This is a genomic window from Gemmiger formicilis (genome assembly GCF_900167555.1).
GTDB classification, from domain to species: Bacteria; Bacillota; Clostridia; order Oscillospirales; family Ruminococcaceae; genus Gemmiger; species Gemmiger formicilis.
Map to the genome: position 1 here is coordinate 88,273 of NZ_FUYF01000004.1, position 25,432 is coordinate 113,704.

General features: G+C 61.0%; 23 protein-coding genes. 16 read left to right on the top strand and 7 right to left on the bottom strand.

Annotated elements, in window-relative coordinates:
* Nucleotides 1-7 precede the first annotated feature (7 nt).
* Nucleotides 8-1,330 carry a pyrimidine-nucleoside phosphorylase gene (locus B5D32_RS05000; RefSeq protein ID WP_078784004.1) on the top strand — a complete coding sequence of 441 codons (1,323 nt, stop codon included), beginning with the start codon at nucleotides 8-10 and terminating at the stop codon, nucleotides 1,328-1,330.
* A gap of 74 nt (nucleotides 1,331-1,404) precedes the next feature.
* Here the strand turns inward: B5D32_RS05000 and B5D32_RS05005 are convergent, their stop codons facing one another.
* The 3 genes from B5D32_RS05005 to B5D32_RS05015 are packed head-to-tail and all read right to left on the bottom strand — an operon-like array spanning nucleotide 1,405 to nucleotide 4,641.
* On the bottom strand, nucleotides 1,405-2,034 hold the full coding sequence (locus B5D32_RS05005) for a response regulator transcription factor (protein ID WP_078784005.1): 630 nt from the start codon (nucleotides 2,032-2,034) through the stop codon (nucleotides 1,405-1,407).
* On the bottom strand, nucleotides 2,012-2,998 hold the full coding sequence (locus B5D32_RS05010) for a sensor histidine kinase (protein ID WP_078784006.1): 987 nt from the start codon (nucleotides 2,996-2,998) through the stop codon (nucleotides 2,012-2,014). The genes B5D32_RS05005 and B5D32_RS05010 overlap by 23 nt, the downstream gene beginning before the upstream one ends.
* Nucleotides 2,995-4,641, bottom strand: coding sequence for a hypothetical protein (locus B5D32_RS05015; RefSeq protein WP_078784007.1), 1,647 nt, complete (start codon nucleotides 4,639-4,641; stop codon nucleotides 2,995-2,997). The genes B5D32_RS05010 and B5D32_RS05015 overlap by 4 nt, the downstream gene beginning before the upstream one ends.
* 430 nt (nucleotides 4,642-5,071) lie before the next feature.
* Here B5D32_RS05015 and B5D32_RS05020 point away from each other — a divergent pair, with 430 nt between their 5' ends.
* The 8 genes from B5D32_RS05020 to B5D32_RS05055 all read left to right on the top strand — a co-directional run bounded on the left by B5D32_RS05020 (nucleotide 5,072) and on the right by B5D32_RS05055 (nucleotide 13,371).
* The gene (locus B5D32_RS05020) at nucleotides 5,072-5,404 is read left to right on the top strand and encodes a hypothetical protein (RefSeq protein WP_143402679.1); all 333 of its coding nucleotides are present in this window, start codon (nucleotides 5,072-5,074) and stop codon (nucleotides 5,402-5,404) included.
* A 17-nt stretch (nucleotides 5,405-5,421) separates the two neighbouring features.
* A complete protein-coding gene (locus B5D32_RS05025; RefSeq protein ID WP_078784009.1) occupies nucleotides 5,422-6,147 on the top strand; it encodes a hypothetical protein in 726 nt (241 codons plus the stop codon).
* A 48-nt stretch (nucleotides 6,148-6,195) separates the two neighbouring features.
* The gene (locus B5D32_RS05030; RefSeq protein WP_143402680.1) at nucleotides 6,196-7,815 is read left to right on the top strand and encodes a hypothetical protein; all 1,620 of its coding nucleotides are present in this window, start codon (nucleotides 6,196-6,198) and stop codon (nucleotides 7,813-7,815) included.
* 42 nt (nucleotides 7,816-7,857) lie between these two features.
* On the top strand, nucleotides 7,858-9,615 hold the full coding sequence (locus B5D32_RS05035) for a zinc ribbon domain-containing protein (RefSeq protein ID WP_078784011.1): 1,758 nt from the start codon (nucleotides 7,858-7,860) through the stop codon (nucleotides 9,613-9,615).
* 64 nt (nucleotides 9,616-9,679) lie between these two features.
* A complete protein-coding gene (locus tag B5D32_RS05040; RefSeq protein WP_078784012.1) occupies nucleotides 9,680-10,999 on the top strand; it encodes an SPFH domain-containing protein in 1,320 nt (439 codons plus the stop codon).
* Nucleotides 10,996-11,487 carry a hypothetical protein gene (locus B5D32_RS05045; RefSeq protein ID WP_159446988.1) on the top strand — a complete coding sequence of 164 codons (492 nt, stop codon included), beginning with the start codon at nucleotides 10,996-10,998 and terminating at the stop codon, nucleotides 11,485-11,487. Before B5D32_RS05040 ends, B5D32_RS05045 begins: the two co-directional genes overlap by 4 nt.
* Nucleotides 11,487-12,563: a Trm112 family protein gene (locus B5D32_RS05050; RefSeq protein WP_078784014.1), complete on the top strand. Its 1,077-nt coding sequence runs from the start codon at nucleotides 11,487-11,489 to the stop codon at nucleotides 12,561-12,563. The genes B5D32_RS05045 and B5D32_RS05050 overlap by 1 nt, the downstream gene beginning before the upstream one ends.
* Before the next feature lie 16 nt (nucleotides 12,564-12,579).
* Nucleotides 12,580-13,371, top strand: coding sequence for a TPM domain-containing protein (locus tag B5D32_RS05055; RefSeq protein WP_078784015.1), 792 nt, complete (start codon nucleotides 12,580-12,582; stop codon nucleotides 13,369-13,371).
* A gap of 162 nt (nucleotides 13,372-13,533) precedes the next feature.
* On the opposite strand, the gene B5D32_RS05060 is transcribed toward B5D32_RS05055, so the two are convergent.
* The 4 genes from B5D32_RS05060 to B5D32_RS05075 all read right to left on the bottom strand — a co-directional run bounded on the left by B5D32_RS05060 (nucleotide 13,534) and on the right by B5D32_RS05075 (nucleotide 16,506).
* Nucleotides 13,534-13,923: a hypothetical protein gene (locus tag B5D32_RS05060; protein WP_078784016.1), complete on the bottom strand. Its 390-nt coding sequence runs from the start codon at nucleotides 13,921-13,923 to the stop codon at nucleotides 13,534-13,536.
* A 179-nt stretch (nucleotides 13,924-14,102) separates the two neighbouring features.
* Complete coding sequence (locus B5D32_RS05065; protein WP_078784017.1) at nucleotides 14,103-14,837, bottom strand: ABC transporter permease; 735 nt, start codon at nucleotides 14,835-14,837, stop codon at nucleotides 14,103-14,105.
* A gap of 3 nt (nucleotides 14,838-14,840) precedes the next feature.
* Entirely contained in the window at nucleotides 14,841-15,593 is a 753-nt protein-coding gene (locus B5D32_RS05070) for an ABC transporter permease (protein WP_078784018.1), read from the bottom strand.
* 1 nt (nucleotide 15,594) lies between these two features.
* The gene (locus B5D32_RS05075) at nucleotides 15,595-16,506 is read right to left on the bottom strand and encodes an ABC transporter ATP-binding protein (protein WP_078784019.1); all 912 of its coding nucleotides are present in this window, start codon (nucleotides 16,504-16,506) and stop codon (nucleotides 15,595-15,597) included.
* A 184-nt stretch (nucleotides 16,507-16,690) separates the two neighbouring features.
* Between B5D32_RS05075 and B5D32_RS05080 the strand changes: the two genes are divergently transcribed.
* From B5D32_RS05080 to B5D32_RS05110, 7 genes are all read left to right on the top strand, one after another.
* Nucleotides 16,691-17,398 carry a response regulator transcription factor gene (locus tag B5D32_RS05080; RefSeq protein ID WP_078784020.1) on the top strand — a complete coding sequence of 236 codons (708 nt, stop codon included), beginning with the start codon at nucleotides 16,691-16,693 and terminating at the stop codon, nucleotides 17,396-17,398.
* Between the two features lie 2 nt (nucleotides 17,399-17,400).
* Entirely contained in the window at nucleotides 17,401-18,780 is a 1,380-nt protein-coding gene (locus tag B5D32_RS05085) for a sensor histidine kinase (protein ID WP_078784021.1), read from the top strand.
* Between the two features lie 190 nt (nucleotides 18,781-18,970).
* A complete protein-coding gene (gene ispF, locus B5D32_RS05090; RefSeq protein WP_078784022.1) occupies nucleotides 18,971-20,107 on the top strand; it encodes a 2-C-methyl-D-erythritol 2,4-cyclodiphosphate synthase in 1,137 nt (378 codons plus the stop codon).
* Between the two features lie 149 nt (nucleotides 20,108-20,256).
* Complete coding sequence (gene cdaA / locus B5D32_RS05095; protein ID WP_078784023.1) at nucleotides 20,257-21,153, top strand: diadenylate cyclase CdaA; 897 nt, start codon at nucleotides 20,257-20,259, stop codon at nucleotides 21,151-21,153.
* Nucleotides 21,137-22,450 carry a CdaR family protein gene (locus tag B5D32_RS05100; protein WP_078784024.1) on the top strand — a complete coding sequence of 438 codons (1,314 nt, stop codon included), beginning with the start codon at nucleotides 21,137-21,139 and terminating at the stop codon, nucleotides 22,448-22,450. The genes cdaA and B5D32_RS05100 overlap by 17 nt, the downstream gene beginning before the upstream one ends.
* Before the next feature lie 135 nt (nucleotides 22,451-22,585).
* On the top strand, nucleotides 22,586-24,187 hold the full coding sequence (locus B5D32_RS05105; RefSeq protein WP_078784025.1) for an NAD(P)/FAD-dependent oxidoreductase: 1,602 nt from the start codon (nucleotides 22,586-22,588) through the stop codon (nucleotides 24,185-24,187).
* Nucleotides 24,188-24,309: 122 nt separating this feature from the next.
* Nucleotides 24,310-25,431, top strand: coding sequence for a 5-bromo-4-chloroindolyl phosphate hydrolysis family protein (locus B5D32_RS05110; RefSeq protein WP_159446989.1), 1,122 nt, complete (start codon nucleotides 24,310-24,312; stop codon nucleotides 25,429-25,431).
* Nucleotide 25,432 lies beyond the last annotated feature (1 nt).

The window sequence follows — 25,432 nt, forward strand, 5'->3', positions numbered from 1 at the left end:
AAAAACTATGCGAATGTACGATATTATCGCCAAGAAGCGCGACGGCGGTACGCTGAACCATGAAGAACTGTCCTTCGCCGTCAACGGCTATGTGGCAGGCGATGTGCCCGACTACCAAATGTCGGCGCTTCTCATGGCCATCTACCTGCGCGGCATGACTGACGAGGAGACCGCCATGCTGACCGACGTCATGGCCCACTCCGGGGACATGGTCGATCTGTCTGCCATCGCGGGCATCAAGGCCGACAAGCACTCCACCGGCGGCGTCGGTGACAAGACGACGCTGGTCATTGCGCCCATCGTGGCGGCCTGCGGTGTCAAGATCGCCAAGATGAGCGGGCGCGGCCTCGGCCACACGGGCGGCACGATTGACAAGATGGAGGCTGTCCCCGGCACCCGCACGAGCCTGACGCAGGAAGAATTTTTCAGGCAGGTCAACGAGATCGGCATTTCGGTCATCGGCCAAAGCGGCAAGATCGCCGTCGCCGACAAGAAGATGTACGCCCTGCGCGATGTGACCGCCACCGTCGGCTGCATCCCGCTGATCGCGTCCTCCATCATGTCCAAGAAGCTGGCTGCCGGTTCGGACGCGATCCTGCTCGATGTCACGATGGGAGACGGCGCGTTCATGAAGGACCTGGACGGTGCGCTGGAGCTGGCCCGCCAGATGGTCGCCATCGGCACGGCGCATGGCCGCAAGGTCGCGGCGCTCATCACCGATATGGACAAGCCTCTCGGCCACAACATCGGCAATGCACTGGAGGTAGCCGAGAGCATGGCCGTCCTGCAGGGCAAGGGCCCCGCGGACCTGACCGAGGTCTGCCTGCAGCTGGCCGGCAACATGCTGGTGCTGGCGGGCAAGGGCGATATGCCTACCTGCCGTAAGCTGGCCGAGAACGTCATTGCCGACGGCTCCGCGTTTGAAAAGTGCTGCCAGATGTTTGCCGCGCAGGGCGGCGACATCAGCGTACTGCGCGACGCTGACAAGTTCCAAAAGGCAAAGTACAGCTATGAGCTGACCGCCCCCGCCGACGGCTATATTTACAAAAACGACGTCGAGAAGATCGGCAACGCCAGCGTGCTGCTGGGCGCGGGCCGCATCAAGAAGGAGGACAGCATCGACTTTGCCGCGGGCATTACGATGCACAAAAAGCTGGGCGACTACGTCAAGGCAGGGGAGAGCATCTGCACGTTCTATGCCGACGACGAGAGCCTGTTTGCCGCAGCCGAGGAAATGTACCGCGGCGGCCTTGTCATCCGCGATGAGCCGCCGACGCTTCCGCCCCTCGTCTACGCGCGCGTAACGAGTGATGGCGTGGAGCGGTTCTAAATTGAAACACCCGGGAGGGATGAATCCCTCCCGGGTGCTTTATTTTTACGCACCGTTTGCTATGGAATAACGGTTCAGGTATCTGCCAACTCTACCACCAATTTGGCTTCGGTGGCGGCAATGGCAAGCTGGAGCTTATTCTCTAAGTTCGTCTTTTGCAGCATATTGATGACGTGGAACTTCACGGTGGATGGCTCGATGCCGAGTTCTTTTGCAATCTCGTTATAGGACAGCCCGCGCACAAGACAGCGCAGGACCTTCATCTCGCCTTTGGTGAACTCGGCGCTCATGGCCGTGCCGATCTCCACGCTGGGCGGTGCATCGGGGAAGATATGCTCCCCCGCCATCGTGCGGCGCACGACCTCCATCAGGGTCCCTTCATCGCCGTCCTTATACCACAGGCTGTCCGCGCCCACGGCCTTGGCGCGGGCTAAAACCTGCGTATCGATAAGCGAGGTCGCCACCACGATCTTAATTGCGGGGTGCGCTTCTCGTATCTTTTTGGCGGCGGCCAAACCGTTTTCGCGGTGTTCGGTCTGCACATCCATCAGCACAAGGTCGATGTCCTCGGTATCGCACAGGATTGGTGCCTCTGCAGCGCCGGGGATAGACATAGCCAGTTGATACCCGTCCTCGCTCTGAATATAGCTTTCAAGCAGGCTCCGGACCAGCTTTTGGTCCTCAACGATCATAACGCGTATCATAAATGCTCTCCTTATCGGGCAGGGTGACTTCCAGAACAAACACAGGCAGGGAGTGTACGGTTACCGTACCCCCTGCTTTTTCAATACGGCGGCGGAGCGAGGAAAGCCCGCCGCCTTCCTTTATCTCCGCCCTGGGTGGTGTGCCGTTGTTCGTGATGCAAAGGTGCCATGCCTGTGGCCGATGCTCGGAATCGGCGTACAATTTCGTGGCGCCCGCATGGCGCACACCGTTGGAGGTACATTCCCGCAGGATCAGTGCGTAGAGCTCGCGGGTGGCGCGTGCCGCAGGGTACGCACCGCGCAGCTGTACGGCTGCGCCCAGAACAGCCGCCCGCCTTTGCATACAGGTCAGCGGGTCCTCGGCAGCATCCTCCTGCCGGGCGCGGCACAGCAGGGAGATGGGGCTTTCCCACTCCGCAGCCTCGCGCTTGATCCGGGCAAGGTCATGCTCATGCCGCAGTGCGCGCCGTGCGGCAAGCAGGGTATGGCCGATGTCGTCATGCACCTGCATCTTCATTTTCAGGATTTCTTCCTCCCGCACAATGTCGGGCATATTGTCATATAAGCGCTTTGCGCGGCGGTTCGCATCGGCAAGGCGCTCGTTTTCCTGCTGCAGCGCAGCGTGCAATGCAGCCAGACGGCTGACATCGGTAGCCATCACCTCGGTGTACGGTATGCCGTATTTGTCCTGAACAGGGCGCACCGCAAAATGGTACACCGTCCCGTCCGGGAATGCGTAGATGCGGGCGGCCTCATCGCGCAGCTGCACACCGCCGCCGGGACTGTGCAGCGCCTGCTCCAGATCCGTAAGGGTCTGCAGATCGCAGCCGCAGAGGACTGCGGCGATCTCCTGCATCCTGTGATTGATCAGACGCAGCAGACCGTTGCGGTCAAAGTAGCAGATGGCCGCCGGCAGCGTGTCAAAGCCTTCCTTGACAGCGTTGCGGGAGATCCGGGAAATCATAGGCTGCCTCCTTCTGCCGGAAACATTGTGAAATACAAAAGTCCGTCCTCATCCCGTTCAAGCTGCATCTGCGGCAGGCCGGGCAGCGCAGCGGGCGCGTCGGTGCATTGAACGCTGCAGCGCAGCCCCCAGCCCTGCGCCGTATGCTCGGCGCAGAAAAGGATCTCCTGCAATCCCGGCAGGGTCGCTTCTATGATGGCTTCAAAGGCGTCATAGATCGCCACGGCGGACGCAGAGGGGATCTTTGCTGTGTCGGTGATCTGTACGGCGCAGCGTATATCACTCAGGCGCAGGCTCTCTGCCGATTCAAACAGGCTCAGCCGCAGCTCCGTGGTGTCAATATCCTCCGCCTTGTCGCAAACAAAAACAAGGTTGCTGCGCCGCTTGATATAGGTTCCCAAAATGACGATGTGCTTCAGCAGCCGACGGGCGGTATCGACATCGTCCGTGGCCCTGAGCGCGATCAGATATTCCTGTATCCGTGCCAGCTGGCGGGCTGTGACGGTCTCGATTTTGTCATACAGCCGGTTCTGCTCGCTCAGCTTCAGCCATTGTGCCTTCTGGGCTGTTTCCGCCTGTATGATGTCCCCGATGTCATGCAATTCCTCCTGCGTGAGGCGCAGCTCCTCCAGCAGTGCCACCAATTCGGTGATGTCCTCCTGCCAGAAAACATACCCTTTCCGGATCGGGTGGCCGTGAAGCTGGGTCGTGGCGTCCAGCTGGACACTGCCGGTGAGCGCCTGACGCAGCTGCTCCTCGCGGAGCGGCGCTGCCTGCATGGAGCATTGCACAGGCACAAACGCCCGGTCCGTGATCAGACCCTTGGCCATAGATACCTCAAACAGCGTGCCATACCCCATGTTGGATTGGATAAGCCCGCACTGGATGCACGCCTCAAAGGTCGCTGTAAAGGTCAGGCATTGCACCACGGTCATATCACCGGCAATCGCATGCATCCACGGCACATTCAAAATATGCTTGTACAGTAAAGCATAGAGGGTGGCAAAAAAAATCGGCACAAGCGGCAGCCAGAGGATGCGCTTTGTATGCGGAATACGGCAGCGCCGTACCAGGTACACCACCGTGAACACGGCACAGGAAAATATCCACAGCAGGCAGAGGTAATATACGAACCGATAGGTGTAATCGGGGCTGCCCAGTACCTCCTGCCCGGGTGGGAACGCAAACGCAAGCTGATGGCAGTCGTTTGTCAGCACGAGGCAGAACAGCGCCACAGGGAATACAAAAATCATGTATCGGTACTTGTACAGCGGGGCGGACTGCCCACGATCTAAAAAGAAAAGTGTATAAAGTGCAAGGGTCGGGATCAGCAGCATCGGGATATAGTACGCATACCACAATCGCCGCAGCATCTCCGGTGTCTGGGCAAAGTCATAGCGGATCAGGCGTATATCCAGCCAGAACAGCATCAGGGCGGCAGCGCCCAGCAGGCAGTGGCGGGTCTGTGCGTGCAGGATACGCCACCAGACCGATACCGCCCAGGAAAAGATCAGGATATTATACAGCACCGTGCGCAAAAAGCCGGAATACGGCATATAAAACGCCCGCATCAGGACAGCGCAGAGAATCACCCCTGCAACCGCAGCGGCTAACCACAGATTGCCAAGCCGTACCTTTGTCATAGCGCCTGTCCTTTCCAAAAAGGGTCAGCGTGTCGAAAAACATCGGCTTTGCCATATAGAGAATGTAGGGGCGACCATTGGTCGCCCGCCAGCTTGGCGCAGCAACGTGCTTTCCGAGATGGCTTTCTTACAAGGCATACGGGCACGGGCGAGCAATGCTCGCCCCTACAGGAGTTTTTCGACAGTCTGCCCAAAAGGGTATCGTGCTGCCTTTTCACACCATTATTATGACGCAATCCGCCTTATTTTGCAATAGTATTGAAAAAAGCAGTAAAAAGTTCAAAAAAACTATCCAAATGGTGGGGGCAGAAATCGTCCGATTCCTGTATGATGAAGTTGACAAATCGTATTCTTTGCAGGGAAGGAGGGCTGCGCCGTGCGGAGGATCGTTTTGGACGCGCAATACTCTGTGATGACGAGCGCATTGACAATGGCACTGAAACACGGCAGACCGGATTTCCAGGTGCAAAACGCCGGCCCTAAGACAAAGGATATTGTAAAGCTATGCCGTTCCTGCAGGGCAGATGTCCTGCTGCTGGAGGTCTGCCCGCATCCGCCGCGCACCCTGCAGGACAGACTGCTGCTGGCAAACGACCTGCGGGATGTCTGCCCGCACTGCAAAACGGTACTGCTTGTGGATGAGGCCGAATATCCCGAACTGGCCACCGCCGTGTGCCTGGCAAAAAAGGATCACATTGTCGATGATTTCGTCTACGCTTCCGTCTCGCCTGCCTATCTGAGCGCTATGATGGACACTTTATGACCAAAAGGAGGACAGCTATGAAAAAAGTACAACGAACGCTCGCTGCCGCATTGGCAGCCATGATGCTTATGGCTTTGGCCGGTTGCTCCAAGGGGGATGTGACCAAAGAGGTCAATTCCGGTTTATCCGACCTGAAAGCGCAGGCCGCCGAACCGGCTGTTGAACCCCAGACGGAGACCCCGGCAGAGCCCAAGACCGGCGCGGCATCTGAGCCTGCATCCGAACCTGCATCGGAGCCCGCTGCAGAGCCGGAGCCGGAAGCCACCGCCGAACCGGCCCCTGCTTCCGCGCCTGCGGACAATCCTGATTATCCATCGGCCGCCGGCCTGAACACCCCGACCCTGGAGGCATTCGGCACGGACTTTACGCTGGTGCTCAACGTGACCTGCCCCGACAAGGGCTGGTACAAGTCCGCGACCAGTTTCGGGGATTTCAAGCTGTTCCCGACCGATGACCCCAGCCATATCTTCTCCGGCGACCCGCGCATAACCTTTGAACTGAAAAGCGGTCTGGATAAGATCAACTACTATTACGACGACTTTGAAAACGTGGAGGAACTTACCCCGCGCACCATCGGCGGCGTGGAGATGGCCGGACGCACCTACAAAAACGTGGGTATGTGGTGGACCGAATACTACGGTGAGATGCCCACCGGCGGCTGGCTGGCCATCAAGATCTCCGGTGTAGACATTGACCCCGGCACCGAGGGCGACACCGTGCTGAACAGCGTCACCTTTGGCTAAGCACAGGCAGTTTGCCGCACTCTCAACCGAAAGGCGGGTGAACCAACCATGAAAAGAAGCTGTGCCGTACTATTGGCGGCGGCAATGCTGCTGTCGGCGGCAGGCTGCGCACAGGACAGCAAGCGGTCCGAGCCGAGCAAACCGGCTGCAAGCGCAGTGAGCGAGACCTCCGCTGAAAATGTGGAAGCTGCGGAGGAGGCCCCGCAAAAGCCGCAGCCCTCCCGCAGGTTTGATGATTCCCGCATCTCTACGCTGTATGATGTGGAATTCAGCTACACCGACCCCAACGGCAACAAGGACACCTATTTTTACGAGGTCCCGCAGATCGATGATGACACCGAGGGCGCAAGGAACATCAACGAGATGATCGGCTACCGCTTCGGCTATCTGGTGGAGCGCGCGCTGGACGCTCGTTCCCGCAATGACTTTATCGACACAAGCTACATCATCTGGGTCAGCAACTGGGACGGTCCCCTGCTGAGCCTGCAGATCACCAGCTCTGACGCGATGTACAACCACGATGTGGGTTCGTACCATTACAATTTTGCCACCGGGCAGGAGCTTTCCAACCCGGAGATGCTGGCGCATCTGGGCTACACCGACGACGCCAAGGTGATGCACGCGCTGGAACGCGCAGTAGCGCAGCATTTTGACACCTACTACGGCTACATCGACCCCGACCAGACCGCCATGCTGTACATGATGCGCGCGCAGAGCCTGAGCAATCTGGACGGACTGTACAGCTACTATTCCCTGTATCCGAAATACAGCCACGGTTTTGTTGCCACGGTTCCGATGTACACCCCCGCCGGGTCGGGAATGTACTGGACGGATGTTCAGGTCGACCCCGACAAGCGCCAAGGCAGCGGCCAGATCCTGCACGGGCAGGATGAATGGTTCACCTGCGATGTAAGCGCCGACGGCGCTGTGACGGTGCGTGCCTTGACCGACTATGTTACCCCTGACGGCGCTATGACCTATCAGACCATGAAGGAATGGTACGAGTTGGGCGACAAGACCGAGTTTGCGGTCAGCGGCTGCTACAGCGACTATATAAAGATGCTGATGACCAGCATCGGGCAGGACTACGCCCCCTATGTTTTCCTTCTGACCGAGAACGGCAACGTCGAATACATTGATGTCATCAGCGGCGCACAGTGCGGCACGATGGTCAACGGCGGTCCGCTCTTCGGCATCAACGGCATTGTCCGGTTTGAGACCGGCACGGCCTACGATGCGGAGTACGGAGCCGAGTACGCGACTGTGTACGGCGTTTCCCGCGATAATGAAAAATTCAATCTGATGGAGGCTGTCTGGAACACCGCCCCGCTGAGCATTCCGAACATGGTCGGCTCCTTTGTGAGTGACGAGACCGGCACCTGGTTTGAAATCTGCGAGGATCAGCCAAACTTCTACACCGGCGCATACACCAACGGCCAGATGGTTCCGGCCACATGGGACAGCAGCATCTCCTACCTTGGTATGGATGACCGCGGCTGGATCTGCTCCGTTTCGCTGTTCCGTATGGATTCAGGGCGTACACAGCGCGAAACGCTGGCTATGATGCCCGCTGATTACGGCGGCGTCAATGTAATGCACATCGGTGGGGAATCCCTTCTGAACCTGCCGCAGCAGGAAGCTGTATGGTTTGAAATGACACAGGAATAAGCAAGGTTCTAAAATATTACTTTATAAAAGGAGGCAGACACTATGGCAACATGTACGCAATGTGGTGCCGAGTTAAAGCCCGGTACTAAATTCTGCGAGAATTGCGGTGCAAAAGTATCCGTACCGCAGCCCGCCGCACAGCCCGCAGCTGTGCCCCAGCCCCCGGTTCAGCCTACCCAGGCTGCACCGCCGCCCCCGCAGCCTGCACAGACGCCCCCGCAGCCGCAGGCAGGCGGCGGCAATCCCTATGCAGGCAGCGCACCTGCCGCCCCGCAGCCCCAGACGAACGCAGCGAATCCTTACGCGGGCAATGCGCCCGGCACACCGCCGCAGACCGGCGCAGGCGCACCGCTTTACGCCAGAAACACACCCCCGCCTGCGTCCACACCGCCGGATGCTCCCCATGCTGTCACGCCGCCGCCACCCGGCGGCACGGGCGGCAACCCTTACGGCAATATGGCCCCCGGCGGCAAGCCCAAGCGCCCCCGCGCACCAATGTCCCCCAAGCGGATGATCCTGATCGCCATCCCGGTGATATTCCTGCTTATGATCATCGTAACAATGATCAGCGGCTCCATCCGCACCGGCAAGCCGAACGCCAGTGACCCGAACCAGGGCACCTGGGAAGCAGCCTACGCCGAGGTCGGCGGCTCCGTGACGCAGGTCGAGGATGCCTTCGGCAGCGGGTTCCTGATGGACCTGAATGATAAGGGCAAGTGCGTTGTAACGGTGGACGGCACCAAGTCCTATGGCAAGTGGACGCTGAACGGCGGGGCCTTCCAGCTGGATTGCGGCGGCCTGAACTGCACCGGCACCCTGCAAGACGAGATCCTGACCCTGAACGATGTGCAGGGACAGGGCGTAACGCTCTACTTCGTCAAGTCCGGCAGCACCATGCAGCAGCCTCTGGACGGTGACAACATGACCCAGGGCACCACCGCAGGCAGTGATACCGATGTGGGCATCTATGTGCTGGAATCCGCCTCCGACAGCGAGTACACCCTCTCCAAGGAGGAACTTGCCCTTGTCGATATGGAGGACTTCTACATTGAGCTGCGTGCGGACGGCACCGGCGAAACCTACATGGAGGATTTTGTCACCTTCCAATGGAAGGACGGCAACTTCTATGCGCTGACCGATCCCGATACCCCGGCCATGACCTACACCCGCGAGGGTGACCTGCTGACCATTGAGTTTGACGGTATGACCATGGTCTTTAAGCGCAGCGACACCAAGCCTGAAATCGACCCCGCCTTGCTGGACGGCGGCGATGACGAATATGACATCGACGGCACGGATGAGCCTGACCCGCCCTACACCTACGATGACGGCAACACCTACGCTGATTTGGGCAACACCAACTGGTACGGCTGGTTCCGGATGGAAAACTACAAGAATGTACCCAACCGCGACTACTTTGACACCGACACCTACGATTGCTGGGGCTACATCGGTGAGAGCGAGGACGGCAGCCACTACTTTGAGGTTTACCGCGACGGTATGCCCGATGACCCGGTCATCACGATGTGGGTCAATGTCTATGATGACCATATCGAGCCTATCCTGGACGGCAGCGATTGGGTGCTGGATCAGCATATTGACGACAGCGAAGCATACAACTTCAATATCTACCCGTACAACGACTGCATCTCGCTGTTCATGTATGACTACGAGGGCGACGACGGCACGGCCTGTGCGGTCAGCTTCTACATGAGACTGGACGGCACCGAGTGGAACGAGGAACTCGAGGAGCTGCCGCCCCGCTATGAGGAGTACAAGGCCGCCCTGGCCAACAAATGACGACCTGATTTATCTGTAACAAAACGGGGCGGGTCCTGCCCGCCCCTGACATAGGAGGATCACTATGGGACTTATCAGAGCTGCAATGGGCGCTGCTGGCGGCGTTATGGCCGACCAGTGGAAGGAATACTTTTATTGTGAAGCCATGCCGGCTGACCTGTTGGCCACACGCGGCTGGAAACGCCAGAGCGGACGCAGCGCCAACACAAAGGGCAGCGACAACATCATTACAAACGGCTCCATTGTGGCCGTTGCCGACGGCCAGTGTGCCATGATCGTGGAGCAGGGCAAGGTCGTGGATATGTGCGCCGAGCCGGGTGAGTACACCTACGATACCGGCAGCGCTCCCTCGCTCTTCAGCGGCGACCTGTCCGACTCTATCGGCGCAGTGTTCCAGAACATCGGCAAGCGCTTTACCTTCGGCGGCGAGGCCCCGATGGATCAGCGCATCTATTACTTCAACACCAAGGAGCTGGTGGGCAACAAATACGGCACGCCCAGCCCGGTGCCCTTCCGCGTGGTGGATCAGCGCGCCGGCATCGACATCGACATTGCCATCCGCTGCTTCGGTGAGTACAGCTACCGCATCACCAACCCCATTTTGTTCTACACCAATGTCTGCGGCAATGTGGAGGAAGGCTACACCCGCGATGAAATCGACGGGCAGCTGAAATCCGAGCTGATGACCGCCCTGCAGCCCGCTTTTGCCAAGATCAGCGATATGGGCATCCGCTATTCCGCACTGCCCGGCCATACGATGGAGCTTGCCGAGGCCCTCAACGATGTGCTCTCCGCCAAGTGGGGTAAGCTGCGCGGCATTGAGATCGTATCCTTCGGTGTTTCCAGCGTGAAGGCCAGCGAGGAAGACGAGCAGATGCTCAAGGAAATGCAGCGCAACGCAGCCTTTATGGACCCGACCCGCGCCGCTGCGCATCTTGTCGGCGCACAGGCCAGCGCTATGCAGACCGCAGCCGGCAATCAGGGCGCAGGCCCCGCCATGGCCTTTATGGGCATGAATATGGCCGGTGCAGCCGGCGGTATGAACGCCCAGAACCTGTACCAGATGGGCGCGCAGCAGGCCGCCGCACAGCCCGCCCCGGCCCCGGCACCTGCCCCCGCCGGGTGGACCTGCAGCTGCGGCCAGACCGGCAACACCGGCAAATTCTGCGCAAACTGCGGCAGCCCCAAGCCGGCCCCGGCCCCCGCAGCCGGCAGCTGGGTATGCAGCTGCGGCACCTCCAACACCGGTAAGTTCTGCAGCAACTGCGGCAGCCCCAAGCCCGCACCGGCCCCCGCCAAGTGCAGCCAGTGTGGTTGGACCCCGGATGACCCGGCCCATCCGCCCAAGTTCTGCCCGGAGTGCGGTAAGCCGTTTGGCCAGTGATGCGCAAAAAAATCGCTGCGGTGCTTTGCGCCGCAGCCGCTTTTCTGACAATGTCCGGCTGTAAAAAAGCGCCGCCCGGCACACTGACCGGTATCAGCATCAGTTATTCCGGTATGTGCTATGACGACACCTATGGGTTTAGCATAAGAAACGACCCGGCTGACGGCTGCCTTTTCAGCTGTAATTACAAGGAGGATGAATGGGTGGAGCTGGAAAACATCCCGGTTGAGGACACCCATTGGCAAGAAGCCCTGGCTCTTGCAGAAAAGCTGGGGCTGGAAAGCCTGCCGGACGAAAAGGAAAGCCCTCCCGGCTTATTTATCACCGATGAAACGTTAGATAGCGTTTGCCTGATTTACAAGGCCCCGGATGACGAGATCGTCTACCGTTATCTGGATGCCGATGGCAATACGCGCAGCGCCCTGCGCGATTTTTTTGAGGATCTGGCAGGGCAGCTGCAAACCGAAGGAAAGAGAGGTGACGCATAATGGCAACGCAGCTTACCAACTACCAATGCCCTGCCTGTACCGGTCCGCTTCACTTTGACGGTGCCAGCGGAAAGCTGGTGTGTGACTTCTGCGGCAGCAGCTACGACACCGCCGAGATCGAAGCCCTGTATGCCCAAAAAGAAGCCGCTGCCGAAACCGCCGCGCAAAACAAAGAAGCGCCCCCGCCCGACTCCGTCTGGAGTGAAAACGAGGCCGCCGGGCTGCGCAGCTATTCCTGCCCGTCCTGCGGCGCAGAGCTGATCTGTGACGAGACGACCGCCGCGACAAGCTGCCCGTACTGCGGCAACCCAACGGTCATTGCGGGGCAGTTCAGCGGTATGCAGCGGCCCGAGCTTGTCCTGCCGTTTGTGCTGGATAAGAACGCCGCCAAGGCCGCGCTGAAAAAATACTATCGCGGCAAGAGGTTCCTGCCCAATGCCTTCTCCTCGCAGAACCATATCGAGGAGATCAAGGGTGTGTATGTCCCGTTCTGGCTGTTTGATGCCAACGCCTCCGGCTCGGGCCTATATGAAGCCACGACCAGCTCCAGCCACCGCAACGGCGATTACGTCATCACCACGACCAAGCACTATGATGTCCGCCGCGCGGGTACTACGCAGTTTATGGGTGTGCCGATGGACGGCTCGACCAAGATGCCCAACGGCCACATGGACGCCATCGAGCCGTATGACTACCGTGCCTTCCAGCCCTTCTCGACAGCATTCCTGCCGGGCTACATGGCCGACAAATACGACGAGGACGCCGACACCTGCCAGGCCCGCGCCCACAGCCGTATGCAGAATTCGGTCAGCAGCGAGCTTTCGGCCAGCATTACCGGCTACAACAGCGTAAGCACCCTGAGCGAGAATATCAGCATTGATTACACCGCCAAGCACTACGCGCTGCTGCCGGTCTGGATGCTGCACACCAAATGGCAGGGCAAGGACTACCTGTTCGCCATGAACGGGCAGACCGGCAAGCTGGTCGGCGACCTGCCGGTTGATAAGCGAAAGGTGGTCGCCTGGTTTGCGGGCATCAGTGTTCCGCTGATGATCCTGCTTGCATTCCTGCTTTGAAAGGGGGAAACAGAGTATGAAAAAGAAACTGTTTTCTCTGCTTACGGCACTGGTGCTGTGCCTGTTCTGCGCCCTGCCGGCGTTTGCCGAAATGCCGCTGGTGATGGACACCTACGAGCTGTTCAAACCCGAAGCGACCGCTGAATTGGAACAAAAGGCGCAGGATGCCAGTGCCGGACACGGTGTCAATGTCTACCTGCTGACGGTGGCTGACATCGGCGGCCAGAACGTGCGCGAGTTCGCCAAGGATTGGTACCGCGACTATGACCTTGGCTACGGCGAGGGCAAAAGCGGTATCCTGTTCCTGATTGCGCTGGATTCCCGCGATTATGTTACCATCACCTACGGCGGCGGTGTCACGGCCTTTACCGATTACCGCATTGCACAGATCGAGGATAAGATCGTGCCGATGCTCTCGGACGGAACGTATTACAAGGCCTCCGACACCTACATAGAAATGTGCGCTGACACGCTTGATTTCTATGCCGACAAGGGCGCGCCGCTGGACAGCGGCAACGACCCCGCCAAGGGTTGGATCAAGTGGGTGTTTGTGTTTGTCATTCCGCTGGCTGTGGCGAGCATCGTCTGCGGCATCTTCTACGCGCAGATGAAAACCGCCAACGAGCAGACCCACGCCAACGCCTACATGCCCGCCGAGGGTCTGGCGCTGTCCGTGGTGGAGGACACCTACACCCATACCACCGAAACCGAGCGCTACGACCCCGTCAAGGACGACAACTCGAGCAGCTCGAGCGGCTCGAGTACCGACAGCGACGGTTTTGGCGGCAGCTCGGGCGGAAAATTTTAAGAGTATCCATTTTGACAACAGCGGCGGCTTTCTTTGCGAAAGCCGCCGCTGGCCTTTTATCGGAATTTTTCGTTATAACTATGAGAAATGTTCTGCTGTTTAGGGGTACTGCAAGCACAAAAAAGCTCCTGCAGCGTTTAATTCACGCTGCAGGAGTCTTTTTTACTTTTTCCTTTTCAGCCAGAACACCTTAAACTTCCCGTATCCGTTGGGCTTGTCCTCGTCGAATTCCTCGGTCTTGACGTAGCGCTTGAAGGCACCGTCAAACTGCAGGGCGTTCCCGTCCTCCTGAATGTCGGTCAGCACGCGGGGAATGGCGGTTTTCTGGCTCTCAAACTCCGGTTCGCGGTCCCATAAAATGTTCCCGTCAGCGTCAAAGCCGTGGGCCCAGACGCTGAACACCAGACAGGCGGCCTCGCCGTAGCAGTAGCGCTCAAAGCGGATGCGGCCATCCAGATAAAACAGCAGACAATCGCGAAAATGGGTCTCCAGCTCTTTCTCATAACGGCGCCCGCACCCGGACCCGGCAAAATCGGCAGCATTGGCAGTCATGGCGTGCCCTCCTGTTTGTTAGTGCTTTTATTATACAGCAGGGCAGGGCGTTTCGCAAGCAGAAATATAGGGCGCGGCGGTAGGAGCCGGGCATGCCCGGCCCGGTGCTCTCCTGCAAATGCCCACCCGCCATATACCGCCGGGCCGCCTATATGCGGCCCCTGCTGCGCGGTAAAACATTACGCTTTCACATCCGTTTTTTCCAGCAGCACTTTTGCGGTCAAAAGCACCACCGCCAGCCAGCCCGCACACGCCAGCAAAAACGGCAGCACATTCCCGGCCAGCACGTCGGTGCTGTGGTTGGCGTTCATGCCCTGCTGCATCAGGCAGTAGGGCCACAGCAGGGCATAGCCCTTGCTGCCGATCAGCATTCCCGCAATGCCGCCGACCAGCCCTAAGAAAATCGGCACCGCAAAGCTGCGGATCAGCATGGCCAGCAAAAGCTGCACCGCCGCCACAGCCAGACCGCCGAAAATGCCGCGCACCAGATAGAAAACGATGCTCATCGGCGGCCAATCGCTGAACCCGGCAAACAGCCGCCCGCACGCCACGTACAGCACAAAGACAAAGCATTGTGTAAAGCACATCAGCTTTACAACAACAAGGAGCTTTGCCGCAAACAGCGCAAAGGGCCGCACGGGTGCTGCCATGATCAGGTTCCAGTTGTGGCCAAGGTGCTCAAGCCGCCAAAGGTAGGCCGCATACGCCGACACCATCGCGGGAAAGAACAGCATCGAGTAAAACAGCGTGTGCTGTGTCCACAGGCTGTACCACCGCTCGGTCAGGATTTCCAGATTTTGCAGATAGTTGAATGTCCCATACCCGGCGGAAATCAACGGCAGCACAAAGAAGATCACCCAGATGGGCGACGCATGCAGCTTGCGGTTTTCGGCAATTATACAACGCTTCAGCATTCGTTATACCTCCTTATCGCGCATCATGCGCCAGGCAGCGGCAAACAAAACCGCTGCCAGTACCACGGTAAACGCCAGCAGTCCCCAGTTGTAGGGCCGCAGACCGTAGGTCACGGTGTGGGTGGCCTGGTCCCAGTAGGAAACCTCATAGCAGGACAGCGGGACAAAGTAGCCCCACGGCACAAAATAACTGACAAGGGGCGGCATGAACGCCGAAAACAGCCCGATCAGTGCCCCCACAATGCCGACACAAAGCGCAGGCAGCGGGTTGTCAAAAATCAACATCAGCAGAAGCTCCGAGAAAAACAACATGACATCGACAGCCAGCGTGCAAATGCCCGTGTACACAAACGGCCCGGCGGGGAACGCCTCGGTGTAGCCCTGCACCCGCCCCAGCAGGATGGATACGGCCATTTCCAGCGTGACCATCAGCAGGACCTCGCCCGTGCCCAGCAGCGCCTTGCCCGCAAACAAACTGCGGCGGCTTTGCAGCGTGTACAGCAGTTTTGTGGTGCTGCCCTTGACCTCCATGTCCCACAGGCGGCTGGCGATCAGTGCCATCACAATGGGCAATAAAATGGCGTTCAGAACGGGCAGCGCGAACAAAAGGGCGCTGTAGGCGTTGGCCAGCTCGTCCGCGCCGGTGGGGACCGCCGCCCCGGCCCAGAGATACACGACCACCGGCACGGCCAGGCAGATTAGCAAATCGTGGCGGCGGCGGGCCTTTTGCAGCTCCGCATGCAGTGCTTTGCCCATCTCAGTCCGCCTCCTCGCTCGTCAGGCTCAGGAAAATCTCCTCCAGCGTCTTGGTGTGGGGCGTCAGCTCCACAACGCCCGCGCCGCAGGCAGCCAGTTTTTGCACGAGGTCGGCCAGCAGGGCATCCTGCAGGGGCGGCAGCGTCACAACGCAGCTGTCGCTGTGCGCGGTCAGACCGTTGGCGCGCAGGATCGGTGCGGCCTTGGCCGGGTCCAGCAGTCGCAGCGTGACATTGCCGCGGCTGTGGCGCTGCAATTCGGTCAGCGGTCCCTCAAACAGTATATGGCCGTGGTCGATGATGCCGACCTGCTCGACCATCTGCTCCATCTCGCCCAAAAGATGGCTCGAGATCAGCACCGTCGCGCCTGTGGCGGCGGGCATGTTCCGGATGAGCGCGCGCATCTCCTGAATGCCCGCGGGGTCCAGACCGTTCGTCGGCTCATCCAGGATCAGCAGCTTCGGGCTGCCCAGCAGCGCCATGGCAATGCCGAGTCGCTGCTTCATGCCGAGCGAATACTGCCCGACCCTGCGGTTGCGGTCCTGCGTCAGATGCACAATGTCCAGCACGCGGCCGATGTCCTTATGGGGCACACCCTTTAAGTCGGCCACGATCTCCAGATTCTCCTGTGCGGTCAGATGCAGATACCCGGCGGGGGACTCAATCAGGCTGCCGGTCTGGCGCAGCAGCGGCAGGCGGCTTTTCTCGGTCAGCTCCTGCCCGAGCAGGCGCACCCGGCCCGCCGTGGGGTGGATGAGCCCCAGCAGCATCTTCATGGTGGTGGATTTGCCCGCGCCGTTCGGCCCGATGAACCCGTACACGCACCCCTGCGGTACGTGCAGCTCCACATGGTCTACGGCTGTATGCGGCCCGTACTGCTTGCACAGGGCCTTTGTCTCGATTACGGTTTGCATAATGCACACTCCTTTGCTTTCGGTATGGCCCTATGCTACACCCTGCGCCTTAAACGAACTGTAAGAGCAGCTTAATTTTGCCTTAATTTTGGGGTCGTGCCATGGTGGGCGGGGGTGAATCGTAGTATGATAGGCAGGGACCGTATATGGGCGGCCCCTATAAGCTCAAAAAAGGGGAAAACCTATGACCACCATCTACGACGCCGCCATCCTCCTGGTCGATGACAACCCAGACCTGCTTACCCTAGTCACGGACAACCTGCGCACGGCAGGCTACAAAAGCGTATGCACTGCCGCAGACTGCGCCGCGGCACGGGCGGCCTTCGCCGCGCACCGCCCGGACCTGATGATTCTGGACATCAACCTGCCGGACGGCGACGGCTTCGGGTTGTTCCGCACCCTGCGGACAGAATCGGACGCCCCGGCACTGTTTCTCTCGGCGCGGGACGCCGACGCGGACAGGCTGTTCGGGCTGGGACTTGGCGCGGACGACTATCTGACCAAGCCGTTCCTGATGCAGGAGCTGCTTTTGCGCGTGCAGCACCTTTTGCAGCGCGCCTACCGCACCGAGCTGCGCCGCAGCCGGGTGCTGACGCTGGGGGACTGCACGGTCAATTTGCAGGACGCCGCCGTCCGCCGCGCTGACGGCACAACGCTGGCCCTGACCGCCACCGAGCGCGCCCTGCTGCAAAGGCTGGCCGATGACCGCGGGCACATCGTAACCTATGATGCCGTTTGCGAGGCCGTCTGGGGCGCGGACTATTACGGGTACGAGAACAGCCTGAACGTGCATATCCGCCATCTGCGGGAGAAAATCGAGCCTGACCCCGGGCATCCGCAGTGGCTTCTCACGGTGCGGGGCATCGGCTACCGGCTGACTGGGGAGGTGTGAAGTTGAAAACCTTTACACGAATGATCGGGCGCTATGTGCTGGCCACGGCGGCGGTGGTGCTGCTGGTGGTGGGTCTGCTGCTGGGGGCGGTGGTCTATCTGGGGCTGCACTACGGCGCGGCCACGGACAGCCGCGTCCGCATCGGTACGCTGGCAGAGGCCCTGACCCCTACCGCCGACGGCCTGCAGCTGGACCCCGCCCGCACGCCCGCGGACTGGCTGCAGGGCTACGCCTGGGCGATGGCGCTGGACGACGACGGCAGTGTGATCTGGCAGCATGACCTGCCGCAGAACTTGAATAAACACTACACAGCGTCGGAAATCGCCTCGTTCTCGCGGTGGTATCTTGACGACTGGCCGGTGTTCTGCTGGACGGCAGACTACGGCCTGTTTGTGGCCGCCGTGCCGCGCGGTTCGGTCTGGAAGTACAATATTTACAACAATGAGCAGCTTATGAACGCCATGGCAGCGGGTATGCTGCCCGCGCTGGCGCTGCTGCTGGGTGTGGCAGCTGCATGCTGTCTGCTGTTCAGCTGGCGCGGTGCGCGGCGCTTGCAGACGATTGCTGCAGGGCTGGAAACCGTGGCCGATGGCGGTACGATCCGGCTGTCGACAGACGGCTTTGCGGGGGAACTGGCCGACACGGTCAACCGCACGAGTGAGCAGCTGCGCCGCCGCAATGAGATCATCGCCCGGCGGGACGATGCCCGCACAAGCTGGATCGCGGGGGTCAGTCATGATGTGCGCACACCGCTGGCGCTGATTCTGGGCTGGGCCGAGCAGCTCGAGCAGGACACCGCCCTGCCCGCCGCGGCGCGGCAAAAGGCGTGCGGCATCCGCACCCAGAGCGAGAAGCTGCGCGCTTTGATCGAGGATCTGAACCTGACCAGCAAGCTGCAATACGGCGCGCAGCCGCTGCGCTGCCAGCCGACCCAGGCCGGACCGCTGCTGCGCAGGCTGGCCGCCGAGTTCTGTGACAGCCCGCTGGCGGCCCGCTGCACGGTGGCGTTGGAAATTGCACCCGACGCCGACAAGGCGATTCTGGACGCGGACGCCGCGCTGCTGGCCCGCGCAGTGGAAAACCTGCTGCACAATGCGGCCTGCCACAACCCCGGCCCCGTGCAGGTGCAGCTTTCCGCGGTGCGCACAGGAAAAACACTGAGGATCACGATAGCCGACGACGGCGCGGGCTACCCGCCCGCCGTGCTGCACGCCCTGCAGACCGGTGAAGCGGGGGAGAATACGCCCCACATTCTGGGTCTGCACGTCGTCGAGCAGATCATCCGCGCCCACGGCGGCACGGTAGCCTTTGCCCGGAACGCACCGCGCGGGGCAAAGGCGGTGCTGGTGCTGCCGGTGACGGAAGATCCTGCCGCACGGTAGGGGTGGGAGATGTCACGCCTGCGGCCTTTCCGCAAAATCGCGTTTTCCGCAGGGGCCGGGTGTGCCCGGCCCCTGCGGAGAATGCGATATTTTTTTATTCTCACAAAAAAATCATCCTGATTTTAGTGGATTTTCTTGGCATAACCCTGTATAATGTTTATTATAAATAGGTAAAGGGGGCAGTGTGCCCATGGCACAACCGAATCTTCCCGCCGTGACTGCCATTGTGGTGGCGGCAGGGGCATCCCGTCGTATGGGCTTTGACAAATTGAGCTACCGTCTGCCGGATGGCCGCACCGTGCTGGAGACAAGCTGTGCCGCACTGGCTGCGCACCCGGCAATTACCCAGCTTGTGCTGGTCTGCGGCGGCAACCGCGCCGCCTGCGAGGCCATCGCCGCCGCCTGTCCCAAGCCCTGCGCCGTCGTACAGGGCGGTGCGACCCGCGCCGACAGCGTGCGCAACGGTCTGGCCGCGGCGACAGGCGAGCTTGTTGCCATCCACGACGCCGCCCGCCCCTTTGTCAGCGAGAGCGTCATCACCGCCGCACTGACCGCTGCCGCCGAGACCGGCGCAGCCGCGCCCGCAGTGCCCGTCAAGGATACGGTGAAGGTCGCAGACCCGTCTGGCCGCGTGCTAGACACGCCGGACCGCGCCACGCTCTACGCCGTGCAGACGCCGCAGTGCTTCCGCCGCGCACTCTACACCCAGGCGCTTGCCGCCGTCACGGGGGAAAAAGCCCGCCTTGTCACCGATGATTGCAGCCTGTTTGAGCTGGCCGGTCTGCCCGTCAGGCTGACCGAGGGCGATTACGCCAACTATAAAATCACTACAAAAGAAGATCTGCAAAAGGAGAAAACCATGCGCATTGGTCACGGATACGACGTTCACCGCTTAGTGGAGGATCGCAAGCTCATTATGGGCGGCGTGGAGATCCCGTATGAGAAGGGCCTGCTCGGCCACTCCGACGCGGATGTGCTGCTGCACGCCGTAATGGACGCTGTGCTGGGCGCGGCGGCGCTGGGCGACATCGGCCAGCACTTCCCGGATAACGACCCCGCCTACAAGGGCGCGGACTCGCTGGCCCTGACCCGCGAGGTCGCCCGCATCATCGCCGAGCACGGCTATAAGGTCGGCAACATCGACGCCACGATCCTCTGCCAGCGCCCGAAGCTGGCCCCGCATATCCCGGCCATGCGCCGGAACATTGCCGACGCCTTCGGTCTGCCCGTGGACGCCGTCAGCGTCAAGGCCACGACGGAGGAGCACCTCGGCTTCACCGGCGAGGGCCTCGGCATTGCCGCCCATGCGGTGGCGCTGATCGAGTGATTTTGTCAGTCTCCCGGCAGGGGCGGGACATCTCCCGCCCGCGGCTTTGCCATGTGCGTCCGTTTGCGGGAAACCTGCGGGCCGGGCATGCCCGGCCTCTACGCCTGTTCTAATGCCTATTTTGACCCAGAAAGGGGGCTGCGGTGCCCATGCTGCCCAACCAGATGTTCAATGCCGTTTTAAGCAGCCTGCGTACATTTGACCCGCTGTCCGATACGCTGGACATCCTTATTATCTCCTTTGTCTTTTACCAGCTGCTGCAATTCGCGCGCAAATCCCGCGCGGGCCAGCTGGTCAAGGGCATCATCCTGATTCTGGTTTTCTACGGTCTGGCCGTCATGCTCAACCTGAAAACCGTCACCTGGGTGCTCAACAACGTCATCACCATCGGCTTTATGGCCGCCGTCGTCATCTTCCAGCCGGAGCTGCGCCGCACGCTCGAGCGCATGGGTCAGTCCACAATGTGGGCCAACCTTCTGGTCGGGAACCGCCGCAGTGACCCGTCGCTGCGCGGCGCGTGGCAGAGCGCCGTTGTGGCCATCTGCGACGCGGCGGAGCAGCTGTCCGACACGCGCACCGGCGCGCTGATGGTGCTGGAACGCAACAATAATCTGGATGAGATCATCCGCACCGGTACGCCGATGCACGCCGATGTCATCCCCGAAATGCTCGGCACGATCTTCTATGAAGGCACGCCCCTGCACGACGGCGCTGTCGTCATCCGCGACGGCGTCATTGTGGCGGCGGGCTGCGTGCTGCCGCTGTCCAACAACCTCGAGATGGGCAAGGACATGGGCACCCGCCACCGCGCGGGCCTCGGCATGAGTGAGAACTCCGACGCCATCGTCGTCATCGTCAGCGAGGAGACCGGCATCATCTCGATGGCGAAGAACGGCGTGCTCATCCGCCGCCTGGACCGCCAGAACCTCTTCAACCTTCTGCAGGAGGAGATCGTTCCCCCCGCCGAGGACGAGGAGGCCAATATCTCGCCGCTGCAAAAGCTGATGCGCAAGGGAGGCGCACTGAACCATGGCAAACCCGAATAACCCTCTCGCGCCGGGGCTGAACGGCGCCGCGCCCAAGGGCCCGCGCACGATCTGGAATAACCCGGTGTTTTCCGCCGTTCTGGCAATCATCATGGGCTTTGCCATGTGGATCATCGTTACGGTCTACATCGACCCCCAGGGCTCCACGACGGTGACCGGCGTGCCGATCAACTACACGAGCGGCGCGTCTACCTACACGGCCCAAGGTCTGGACATTGTGGAAAAACCCGACATTGAGGGCGTGACCGTAAAAGTCGAGGGCAACAGCACGATCATCGGCAACATCCGCAGCGCCGACATCATGGTCTACCCAAGCTACGCCGGTGTCAGCGGCGCGGGCAAGGTCACGCTGCGCCTGCAGGCCCGTGTGACGAACACAACAGACTTCCCCGGCGACATTGAGTGTACGGTGGAAAGCCCGAGCACCATCGACGTCGTCTTTGACGAGGTCAGCGAAAAGACCGTTCCCGTCACGGTGGACGCCTCCGCAGTGACGATCTCCAGCGGCTATATGCTGAACAAGACCACCGCCGTGCCCGCCGAGATCACGCTGCGCGGCCCGACGAGCGAGCTGGATCAGGTGTCCAGCATCGTCGCCCCGGTCCAGATGGACGGCGAGCTGGCCGACACCACGACGGTGCCTGCTACGCTGGAGCTTCGCGACGAGGAGGGCAACGCCTTCACGCCGCAGTATATCTCGATGGAGAGCGACTCCGCCAACGTCACGCTGACGGTCTATCAGGTGCGGGAGCTGCCGTTGAAGGTGGACTTCATCGGCGCGCCGAACGGCTTCGACGTCGAGAGCCTGCACTATTCGCTGAGCCAGCAGACCTTGTGCGTGGCCGGTCCTGCCCGCACGATCAGCGCCTTGGAGGCCCTGACCGTGACGGACTTTGACCTGGCCCGTGAGTTTGAGCCGGGCCGCGACTACCAGCGCCTTATCGAGCTGCCCGCGGGCATCGTCTCGCTGGACGGCGTCACGAACGTCACGCTGGACTTTGACACGTCGGAGATGGCCTCGACAAAGCTGAACGTCTCGAACATCCGCGCCATCAACGTGCCCAGCAACTATGAGCTGCAGATCTTGTCCAGCATCGTCAGCGGTGTGACGCTTTACGGCCCGGCGGATGAAATCGAGAAGCTGTCCGCCGACAGCATCGTCGCGCAGATCGACTGCCAGAGCCTGAACCTGACCGTCGGCCAGCAGACGATTGCCGTCAGCATCCAGATCCCGTCGTCCAGCCGTATTTTTGCCACCGGCAGCTATACGGTCCAGTGCGAGGTCACGTCGAAGTAACGCGACGCAGTAGGGGCCGGGCATGCCCGGCCCGCATCCTACGGGAAACCGCCCTATAACGGGAAAGCCGAGGGCCGGACATGTCCGGCCCCTACATGGCGCATACAAAATACCATCGTTTAAGGAACCTTATCTATGCTTTTAGTCCGCAACATCCGCCTGCCGCTGACCTGCCCCGACCCGGACGCCGAGGCAGCGGCGAAGGCACTGGCCATTCTCCGCGTGCCCGCCCGCCGGGCGGCGCACTGCGGTGTGGCAAAACTCAGCGTGGACGCCAGGCACGGTACGCCGGTGCTTGTCTACACCATCGCAGTCACACTCAAGGACGAGGGTGAGGAATCGGCATTGGCCGGGGCCTCGCCCTGTGTCTGTTATACACAGCCGCCAAAATTCGACTTTACAACGGGGAAAACGCCGCTGACCCATCGCCCGGTGGTCGTCGGTCTTGGCCCGGCGGGCCTGTTTGCGGCGCTGCTGCTGGCCCGCAGAGGCTACCGCCCGCTGGTGCTCGAGCGCGGCCCCGCGCTGGACGAACGGATTCGGGCCGTCGAGCATTTTGAGAAAACCGGCACACTGGACCCCAACGCCAACATTCAGTTTGGCGAGGGCGGCGCGGGCACCTTCTCGGACGGCAAGCTGACGACCCGCGTCGGTGACCCGCTGTGCGCGTTCGTGACCGGGGCGTTCCTTGACCACGGCGCGCCTGCCGACATTGCGTGGCGGCAGAAGCCCCACGTCGGCACCGACCTGCTGCGCGGCGTCATCCGCAGCATCCGCGGCGAGATTGAGGCTCTGGGCGGCGAGGTGCGGTTCAACACGGCGCTGACCGGCCTGCACACCCGGAACGGTGCGCTGACCGGCATCGAAACGACGGCGGGCCCCGTGCCCTGCGAGCAGATGATCTTAGCTGTCGGCCACAGCGCACGGGATACGTTTGCCATGCTGCACGGCCTGGGTCTGCCGCTGGAATGCAAGCCGTTCTCCGTCGGCTTCCGCGCCGAGCACCTGCAGACCGAGATCGACAAAAGCCTCTACCACGGCGCGGCAGGTCACCCGGCGCTGCCGAAGGGGGAGTACCAGCTGAGCCAGCACGTCTCCGGCGGGCGGTGCGTTTACACCTTCTGCATGTGCCCGGGCGGCACGGTCTGCGCCGCCGCCAGCGAGGCGGGCGGCGTTGTCACCAACGGCATGAGCCTGCACGCCCGCGATGGCCGCAACGCCAACGCGGCGGTGGTCGTCAGTGTGGACGGCAGCGACTTCGACAACGACCCGGCGAAGGCCGTCGCGTTCCAGCGTCGGTTGGAGCAGGCCGCTTACCGCGCAGGCGGCGGGAATTATCTTGCCCCGGCGGAGACCATCGGCAGCTTTCTGGCCGGGCGCGGTGCGCTCGAGCTGGGGGCAGTGCAGCCGACCTACCCGCGCGGTGTGACGCCCTGCGACCTTGGCAGCCTGCTGCCCGATGATTTGAGCGGTGCCCTGCGCGAGGGATTGACCGCCTTTGGCCGCAAGCTGGCGGCCTATCGCACCCCCGACGCCGTGCTGACGGGTCTGGAGACCCGCACCAGCAGCCCCGTGCGCCTGCTGCGCGATAAAGAAGACCTGCAATGCACCGGCCTGGCCGGGCTTTACCCCTGCGGCGAGGGTGCGGGCTACGCGGGCGGCATCATGACCGCCGCCGTTGATGGTGTGCGCTGCGCCGCCGAGCTGATGAAGAATTGGGGACCGATGGCGGACTGATGCGTCCGCAGGGGCCGGGCATGCCCGGCCCGCAGCCTACAGGAAACCGCCCTATAACCGGAAAGCCGAGAGCCGGATATGTCCGGCCTCTACAATGCAGTGACAACAGATTGGACAACCAAATGCCTGACAACAAAACTCCCAAATATCAATACGATCACTACGACTTCGGCGATATGCTGGACAGCGCCGTTGAGGCGGGCAGCAAAATCGGCTCGTCGGTGCTGGGCAGCATTGCAGACGCCCTTGCACAGGCGGGCGATGCCATGAGCAGGCCGCAGCCCGACAGCTTCGCCGCATGGAAGCGCCGTCTGGAGCGCAAGTGGAAAAACGGCGGCCAGTCTGTCGGCGTTGCGCTGACGGCGGTTGGCTGGACCTTTACAGGCTGCTTCGGCATCGCGGCGCTTGTGCTGGGCATCCTGACGGCAGTCGGCGCAGGGCCGCTGGGGCTTTCCCAACAGGATTTTATAGCCCTGCCGATTTTGACGGCCGTGTTTTCCCCCCCAACGCTCGTCTTCCTCTTTATGGCCATCGTGGGCATGAAAAAGCTGACCTATTTCAGCCGCCTGCGCAGGCTGCTGCGCGCCGCCAATGACTGGACCTGCGACCTGCCCGCGCTGGCCCGCAAGGCACAGATCAAGCAGGAAAAGGCCTATGAAACCGTTGCAAAGGCTGTGGCGAACGGGGATCTTCCCAACGCCGCCATTTCCGACGATTACAGCACGCTTTACCTGGACGATTCGCTCATGCCGACGGCGGCAAAGCCTGCCGCAGCGCCGCAGGCCGAGCCTGCCGAACCCCTGACCGATGCCGAACAGTTCCGCCGTGAGGGCATGGACTTTTTGAACTACTTGAAAGTCTGCCGCGGCAAGCTGGGCACCGATGCGGACGAAGAACTTGCCGCAATGCAGAAAACCTGCGCGTCGATCATGGGCTTTGTCCACAACCACCCGGAGCAGCTGAACCGCGTGCGCCGCTTCCGGGAGTATTACCTGCCAACGACCCGCAAGCTGCTGGACACGGCGCAGGGTCTGGGTGATACGGACAGCGCGAACGCGGCGGAGATCCGCCGCGACATCACCGGTATCCTGCACACGCTGAACCAAGCGTATGAAAAGCTGTACGACACCCTTCTGCAGGACGTCAGCATGGACGTTTCCACCGAGATCGACACGCTGGAGGCTATGCTGCGGCAGGATGGCCTGACCCACGATTTTGAAGCTGATTTTAACACAAGGAGCTAAA